Here is a 7,082-nt window from a genome sequence, read left to right on the forward strand (position 1 = left end):
ATTGGGCTGATTCGATTGGGCGTCCCACCCATGCTGTTGTGCATGCCCAAGCGCACGCCGTCGGCCCACACTGCCGAGATCGCCGGATGGTTCGCGACGTGGTTGCGTCGCCGCCGCGAGCAGAACGGCTGGACCCAGGAACAGCTGGCCCACCGCGCCGGGTTGAGCCGCAACCAGGTGCAGAACCTGGAGAACAACCGCAACAACAACCAGACGGGCACCGGTCGCGTGTCCGCCAACCCGAGCTTGGACACCCTGCTGGCGCTGGAGGCGGCGTTCGACATGCGCTTCGGCGACCTGCTGGTCGAGGTGCGCACCTTGATGGAGTCGGAGGCGCGCTGACGCCCCGCGTCACGGGGCCCGGTCGCGCTCGGCCGTGAGCCGATCGAGCAGATCGGCCGCCTGCTGCAGCGCGGCCGCGAACAGACGTGCACGCTCGGTTCCGCGATCGAAGGACTCACCGCCGTAGGCGAGCTCGATCCGATCGGCCGGCAGGCAGCCGCGCAGGAGCGCGACCCAGGTCCCGTCGGGGACGGGGAACGGCCGAGCATGCTGCTGGTCCTCGACCGTGGATCCGGTGCGGTGGTCGGTGCACCACCACGGGCAGGTGATCACTGGCGCTGTCATGGGAGAAGTCGTATCAACGGGCTCGGACACCGGTCCGCGCCCGCGGGGAGCCGGGTGGGCGTGAGCCCGGGAGCCGGCTGCCGGTTTCCCCGGTTAAGTAGGTTTCCTGACACTTCACGAGGGTTGCGATCCTCGAGAAGTGACAGGAAACCTCGTTCAGTCGAGGTCCGGGCCGATCCAGGCGAGGAACTCGTCAGCCGTCAGCACCGGGGTCCCGTAGTCGCGAGCCTTGCGAGCCTTGCCCGACTGGGTGCCGGCCTCCGCCACCACCAGCACGTCGCAGCGAGTCTTCGTGACGTTCGCGACCGGCATCAGGCCCCGCCTGGTCGCCAGCTCGGTCATGTCCTCGCGCGTGAGGACCCGGCCCTGCGCCGACAGCGCGCTGCCGGTGAAGCACACCCGGGCACCCGCGACGAGCAGGTCGTCCACCGACGGGTGATCCGTGGCGGCCGCGGCGACGACCTCGTCGACGAACCGCTCGCCCAAGATCGCCTCGACCTCGCGCAGCCGGCGGACGATCTCGGGTGAGAGCCGCGGCGACCGGGCGGCCACCTGCGAGACACGCTGGGCAACGACGGCACCGGCCGCGAGACGCGCGGAGTCCTTCACCTCGAGGTCCGCGCCTCCGCCGCCCAGCAGCACCCCACCCAGGACACGGCTCACGTCCACGATCGCCGAGAGCGTCGCCATCGCCTCCGACCGCACCGGTGCCACGTGCGGGTCCCGGCTGAGCAGGGGATGCGGCTCGTCCGTGACGTGCTGCGCGTGCTCGAAGACCGACCCCGAACCGGCGGTGCCCAGACGTCGGTGCGCGCTCATCGCCGCGCGCGCACGATCGAGCGCCCGGCCGGACCGGTGGGCACGCAGCTCGTCCTCGGTGAGGTCGCGCTCACGCACGTCCACGCCGACTGGCATCGGCCACGTCCGCTGGAGGCGCTTGAGCTCGAAGTCGATCTTCGCCAAGGTCTCGTCGATGCCCACGCCCACCGGCACGAGACCCTCGAGCAACGGGGCGATGGTCGCCCACGCCTGACTCATCGTCGGCGCGAACAGCACGTCGTCGGCGCCGATGCCGTAGGCCGTGCGGGCGTCCGCCAGGTCGCGCTCGGGATTGATGAGCGTGGTCACCGCCGTGTCGGGGCCGGAGGACTCCTCGAACACGACCGCCAGCTCCACGGGCCGGGGCCGCGAGAACGTGCCCTCGTCGCCGACGACGCAGACCGCGATCGCGCAGTGCCTCGCCTCGCCTCGCACGGTGGACTCGTGCAGGTGGCGGATGATGCGACGATCGGTCCGCAGGTGCCGGGGCTCGATCGGCCGCTTGAGGACCAGGCCCTCCATCGACGTCGCGCGACTCAGCGCGACGTAGACCTGGCCCGTCGCGAAGACCCCGCCCGTGAGGTCCACGACGAGCCGGTCGAGCGTCTGCCCTTGACTCTTGTGGATCGTGATGGCCCAGGCGAGCTTGAACGGCAGCTGCGTGAAGGCGCCCACGACCTCGTTGCTGAGGCGTCCGCCGTCCACGACGGGACGGTGGACCTCCCATGTGTGCGGTCCGACCTCGGCGCGCGACCCGTCGGCGAACTCGATGACGGTGAGGAGCTCGCCGTCCTCCTGGCTGACCTCGACGACCCGCCCGAGCGTCCCGTTGACCCAGCGGTCGGCACGGTCATTGGTGAGCATCATGACCTGCGCGCCGACCTTGAACACCAGCTCGCGATCGGTCGGCGGGTCGAACAGGGACAAGTCGCCCGCCTCGATGGCGACGCTGCGGACCTCCTCGCCGGCCAGTCGCTCGAGCCGCTGGCGGTTCCTCGCTCCGACGACCGAGTTCGACGGCGCGAGCGTCAGCCACAGCTCGTCCTCGGGCGGCTCGAAGTCAGGGTCGACGCGGCTGTTGAGGTCCTCCCGGGCATGGTCCAGCAGCACCCCTTCGCGAACCGCGTTGAGCAGCGACGTGAGGCGGTCGTCGCCGAGCTGCCGGAAGACCGTCGTCAGTGCGACCGTCGGGAACGTCGCGGCGTCGAACGCGTCGGCCGAGAAGAAGTAGGGCGTCTCGTAGCGGGACGAGAAGAAGTCGCCCAGCGAGTCCGGGACGACCGGCGGCAACTGAAGCAGGTCGCCGACCAGGACGATCTGCACTCCCCCGAACGGTCGGTCCGGGTGCGGCCCGAACCGACTGAGCGCGGCGGCGAGCAGGTCGAACAGGTCCGCGCGCACCATCGAGGCCTCATCGATGATGAGTGTCTGCAGAGATCTCAGGACGCGGGTGAAGCGGCCGGGGCGGTACTCGCCGGATCGCACGTCGTCGAGCGTGGTGGTGCTGAGGAAGCCGAAGAGCCGGTGGATCGTGTGGCCGTCCACGTTGAGCGCCGCGATGCCCGTGGGCGCCGCGACCACGACCCGGCGATCCGTGTGCTCCATGAAGTGACGGATCAGCGTGGACTTGCCGGTCCCGGCCTTGCCGGTGAGGAACAGGTTCTGGCCGGCGTCGAGGATCTCGAGCGCCCGCTCGAACTCCTCGGTGATCGTGATGGACATCGCAGGCAGGCTACCCGGCGGAGCGCTCTTCCCCGACTGAACGAGGTTTCCTGTCACTTCTCGAGGACCGCAACCCTCGTGAAGTGACAGGAAACCCACTTAACCGGGGAAACCGACACCGCACGACGAAGGCCCCGGGCAGGAGCCCGGGGCCTTCGTGCGATCGGTCGGTCAGTGGTGGTGACCGGCGTGCGCGTCCTCGTCGTCGGCCGGCTTGTCCACCACGAGAGTCTCGGTGGTGAGCAGCATGGCCGCGATCGAGGCGGCGTTGGCCAGGGCCGAACGCGTCACCTTGACCGGGTCGAGGATGCCCTGCGCGAGCAGGTCTCCGTACTCGCCCGTGGCCGCGTTGTAGCCCTCACCGGACTCGCGGACCTTGGACACCACGACCTCGCCCGAGACGCCGCCGTTGCGGGCGATCCACTCCAGCGGGGCGTCGGCGCCCTTGCGGACGATGCGAACGCCCACGGCCTCGTCGCCGGACAGGTCGAGGTCCTTGTCCAGCACGCCGACGGCGTGGACGAGCGCGGAGCCACCGCCGGGGACGATGCCCTCCTCGATGGCCGCGCGGGTCGCCGAGACGGCATCCTCGATGCGGTGCTTCTTCTCCTTGAGCTCGACCTCGGTGGCCGCGCCGACGCGGATGACGCACACGCCACCGGCCAGCTTGGCGAGGCGCTCCTGGAGCTTCTCGCGGTCCCACTCGGAGTCGGTCTGCTCGAACTCGGCCTTGATCTGGGCCACACGGCCCTCGACCTCGGCCTGGTCGCCGCCGCCGTCGATGATCGTCGTGTCGTCCTTGGTGACGACGACGCGACGCGCGGTGCCGAGCACCTCGAGGCCGACCTGGTCCAGCTTGAGGCCGACGTCGGTGGTGACGACGGTCGCGCCGGTCAGGGTCGCGATGTCCTGCAGCATCGCCTTGCGACGATCGCCGAACGCCGGCGCCTTGACCGCGACGGACGTGAACGTGCCGCGGATCTTGTTGACGACGATCGTCGACAGGGCCTCGCCCTCGACGTCCTCGGCGATGATGAACAGCGACTTGCCCGCCTGGACGACCTTCTCGAGCAGCGGCAGGAGGTCGGCGACGGCCGAGATCTTGCCCTGGTTCACGAGGATGTAGGGATCGTCGAGGACGGCCTCCATGCGCTCGGTGTCGGTCACCATGTACGGCGACAGGTAGCCCTTGTCGAACTGCATGCCCTCGGTGAACTCGAGGTCGGTGCCCATGGTGTTGGACTCCTCGACGGTGATGACACCGTCCTTGCCGACCTTGTCGAACGCCTCGGCGATCAGCTCGCCGATGACCGAGTCACGGCTGGAGACCGTGGCGACGGAGGACATGTCCTTGACCGAGTCGACCTGGCGGGCACGCGCGTGCAGCTCGTTCGTGACGGCCTCGACGGCCGCCTCGATGCCCTTCTTCAGGCCGACCGGGTTGGCGCCGGCCGCGACGGCACGCAGGCCCTCGTGGACCATGGCCTGGGCCAGCACCGTGGCGGTCGTCGTGCCGTCACCGGCGACGTCGTTCGTCTTGGTGGCGACCTCCTTGGCCAGCTGGGCGCCGAGGTTCTCGAACGGGTCGTCGAGCTCGATCTCACGGGCGACGGACACGCCATCGTTCGTGATCGTGGGGGCGCCCCACTTCTTGTCGAGGACGACGTAGCGGCCCTTGGGGCCGAGGGTCACCTTGACGGTGTCGGCGAGCTTGTCGACGCCGCGCTCGAGGGCGCGGCGTGCGTTCTCGTCGAATTCCAGAATCTTGGGCATGAGTGCTCCCTAGAGAGGTTGAAGGGTGGACTCAGGCGATGACAGCGAGGACGTCACGCGCGTTGAGGATGAGGAACTCCTCGCCGCCGTGCTTGACCTCGGTGCCGCCGTACTTGCTGAAGAGCACCTTGTCGCCGACGGAGACGTCGACCGGGATGCGCTCGCCGCTGTCGCTGACGCGACCGGGGCCCACGGCCACGACCTCGCCCTCCTGCGGCTTCTCCTTGGCGGTGTCGGGGATGACGAGCCCCGACGCGGTGGTCTGCTCGGCCTCTCCGGCCTTGATGACGATGCGATCTTCGAGCGGCTTGATGGTGACCGACACTGGTCGACCTCCCCTTTCGGATGAGAAACGTTCGGGTTGGCACTCGCCCACGGGGAGTGCCAAGCGCCAGCGTAGCACCGTGCTGGCACTCGGCCCAAGGGAGTGCTAAACCCTCCGGGGGTACCCAGCGGCGGCCTGCGGACCCGCCCTCGCGCGCGAGGGCCCGACTATGATGGGACGTTGCTGGTGCCGGTTGCATCGACGTGGCACCGAGAGCTCTCGGCGCCGGTTCCGGCCGCGCGCCCCGAAACCCGGGCCACTGGCCGGAGAGGAACACTTGACCCAACGCGTCGCGATCATCGGAGCAGGACCCAGCGGGATGGCCCAACTGAGGGCCTTCGAATCGGCGGCCAAGGCCGGCCACGACATCCCGGACATCGTCTGTTTCGAGAAGCAGGCGGACTGGGGCGGGCAGTGGAACCTCACGTGGCGAACCGGCCTGGACGAGCACGGCGAGCCGGTCCACTCGAGCATGTATCGCAACCTGTGGTCGAACGGCCCCAAGGAGGCGCTCGAGTTCGCGGAGTACACCTTCGACGACCACTTCGGGCGGCCGATCTCCTCGTACCCTCCGCGCGAGGTGCTGTGGGACTACATCAACGGGCGCGCCGAGAACAGCGGCGTCAAGCCGTACGTACGGTTCTCGACCGTCGTGCGCTGGGTCGAGTTCGACGAGCAGACCCAGCAGTTCACCGTGACCGTCGAGGACCTCCGGTCGCGCGAGACGACCTCGGAGACCTTCGATCACGTGATCGTCGGGTCCGGACACTTCAGCACGCCGCACGTCCCCTACTTCACCGGCATCGAGACGTTCCCCGGCCGACTGAGCCATGCGCACGACTTCCGCGGCGCCGAGGGGCTCGCCGGCCTGGACGTCCTGCTCATCGGCGCCAGCTACTCGGCCGAGGACATCGGCGTGCAGGCGTTCAAGATGGGTGCCCGTTCGGTGACGTTCAGCTACCGCACCGCCCCGATGGGCTTCGACTGGCCCGAGCGCATGGAGGAGCTGCCGCTCGTCGAGCGCTTCGATGGCTCGGTCGCCCACTTCGCAGGCGGCGAGTCCCGCCGGTTCGACGCCGTCGTGCTGTGCACGGGCTACCTGCACCACTACCCGTTCCTGCCGTCCGACCTCGCGTTGGACTCCCCGAACTGCCTGTACCCCGACACCCTGTACCGCGGCGTCGTCTCGGAGGCCAACAACCGCCTGTTCTACCTCGGTGCGCAGGACCAGTGGTTCACGTTCAACATGTTCGACGCGCAGGCCTGGTACGTCCGCGACGTGATCCTGGGTCGCATCCAGCTGCCCGATGCCGACGCCCAGCGCGCCGACATCGACGCGTGGCGTGAGCGCTTCGCCGCGCTGACGTCGACGAGCGACGAGGTCCGCTTCCAGGCCGACTACATCCGCGACCTGGTGGACCCGACGGACTACCCGTCGTTCGACCTCGACCGGGTCGTCGAGATCTTCCTCGCCTGGAAGGCCGACAAGCAGGCAGACATCCTCACCTACCGCGACAAGGTGTACCCGTCGGTGCTCACCGGCACGATGGCCGCGGAGCACCACACGCCGTGGCTGCAGGAGCTGGACGACAGCCTCGAGCGGTACCTGGCCGAGCCGCAGGACGACGTCGCGGCGCTCGTCGCCGAGGAGGACGGCAAGGCCGCGACGCACTGACGGGGGTCGCGCGGGGACAATGGCGTCCATGGACCTGGCGACCTTCGAGGCACTGCTCGACTCGCGCGGCCGGGACCTGTGGGACCGCATCGCCGAGCGCGCGGGGACGGAGTCCGACCTGGCGCTCGGCACCCGCCTGCG

Annotated in this window: 6 protein-coding genes; 2 read left to right on the forward strand and 4 right to left on the reverse strand. The window is 69.3% G+C overall.

All coding sequences use genetic code 11. The features are described 5' to 3' along the window. The first annotated feature begins 42 nt into the window (after positions 1-42). Positions 43-342 carry a helix-turn-helix transcriptional regulator gene (locus RT323_RS03635; RefSeq protein ID WP_313405094.1) on the forward strand — a complete coding sequence of 100 codons (300 nt, stop codon included), beginning with the start codon at positions 43-45 and terminating at the stop codon, positions 340-342. Between the two features lie 9 nt (positions 343-351). On the opposite strand, the gene RT323_RS03640 is transcribed toward RT323_RS03635, so the two are convergent. The 4 genes from RT323_RS03640 to groES all read right to left on the reverse strand — a co-directional run bounded on the left by RT323_RS03640 (position 352) and on the right by groES (position 5,266). Beyond that, a complete protein-coding gene (locus RT323_RS03640; RefSeq protein ID WP_313405095.1) occupies positions 352-627 on the reverse strand; it encodes a hypothetical protein in 276 nt (91 codons plus the stop codon). A 156-nt stretch (positions 628-783) separates the two neighbouring features. Further along, the gene (locus tag RT323_RS03645; protein WP_313405096.1) at positions 784-3,168 is read right to left on the reverse strand and encodes an AAA family ATPase; all 2,385 of its coding nucleotides are present in this window, start codon (positions 3,166-3,168) and stop codon (positions 784-786) included. A gap of 171 nt (positions 3,169-3,339) precedes the next feature. Beyond that, a complete protein-coding gene (gene groL, locus RT323_RS03650; protein ID WP_313405098.1) occupies positions 3,340-4,941 on the reverse strand; it encodes a chaperonin GroEL in 1,602 nt (533 codons plus the stop codon). 31 nt (positions 4,942-4,972) lie between these two features. Continuing rightward, the gene (gene groES, locus RT323_RS03655) at positions 4,973-5,266 is read right to left on the reverse strand and encodes a co-chaperone GroES (RefSeq protein WP_313405099.1); all 294 of its coding nucleotides are present in this window, start codon (positions 5,264-5,266) and stop codon (positions 4,973-4,975) included. A 277-nt stretch (positions 5,267-5,543) separates the two neighbouring features. On the opposite strand from groES, the gene RT323_RS03660 reads away from it, so the two are divergent. Continuing rightward, positions 5,544-6,941 carry an NAD(P)/FAD-dependent oxidoreductase gene (locus tag RT323_RS03660; protein WP_313405100.1) on the forward strand — a complete coding sequence of 466 codons (1,398 nt, stop codon included), beginning with the start codon at positions 5,544-5,546 and terminating at the stop codon, positions 6,939-6,941. Positions 6,942-7,082: the final 141 nt, after the last annotated feature.

Origin of the sequence: Aeromicrobium sp. (assembly GCF_032084975.1) — a bacterium.
Taxonomy (GTDB): domain Bacteria; phylum Actinomycetota; class Actinomycetes; order Propionibacteriales; family Nocardioidaceae; genus Aeromicrobium.

Bases quoted from the DNA above. Each gene is read 5' to 3' on its own strand.
- RT323_RS03640 (WP_313405095.1), bottom strand. From the start codon at position 627: ATGACAGCGCCAGTGATCACCTGCCCGTGGTGGTGCACCGACCACCGC.
- RT323_RS03645 (WP_313405096.1), bottom strand. From the start codon at position 3,168: ATGTCCATCACGATCACCGAGGAGTTCGAGCGGGCGCTCGAGATCCTC.
- RT323_RS03635 (WP_313405094.1), top strand. From the start codon at position 43: ATGCCCAAGCGCACGCCGTCGGCCCACACTGCCGAGATCGCCGGATGG.
- groL (WP_313405098.1), bottom strand. From the start codon at position 4,941: ATGCCCAAGATTCTGGAATTCGACGAGAACGCACGCCGCGCCCTCGAG.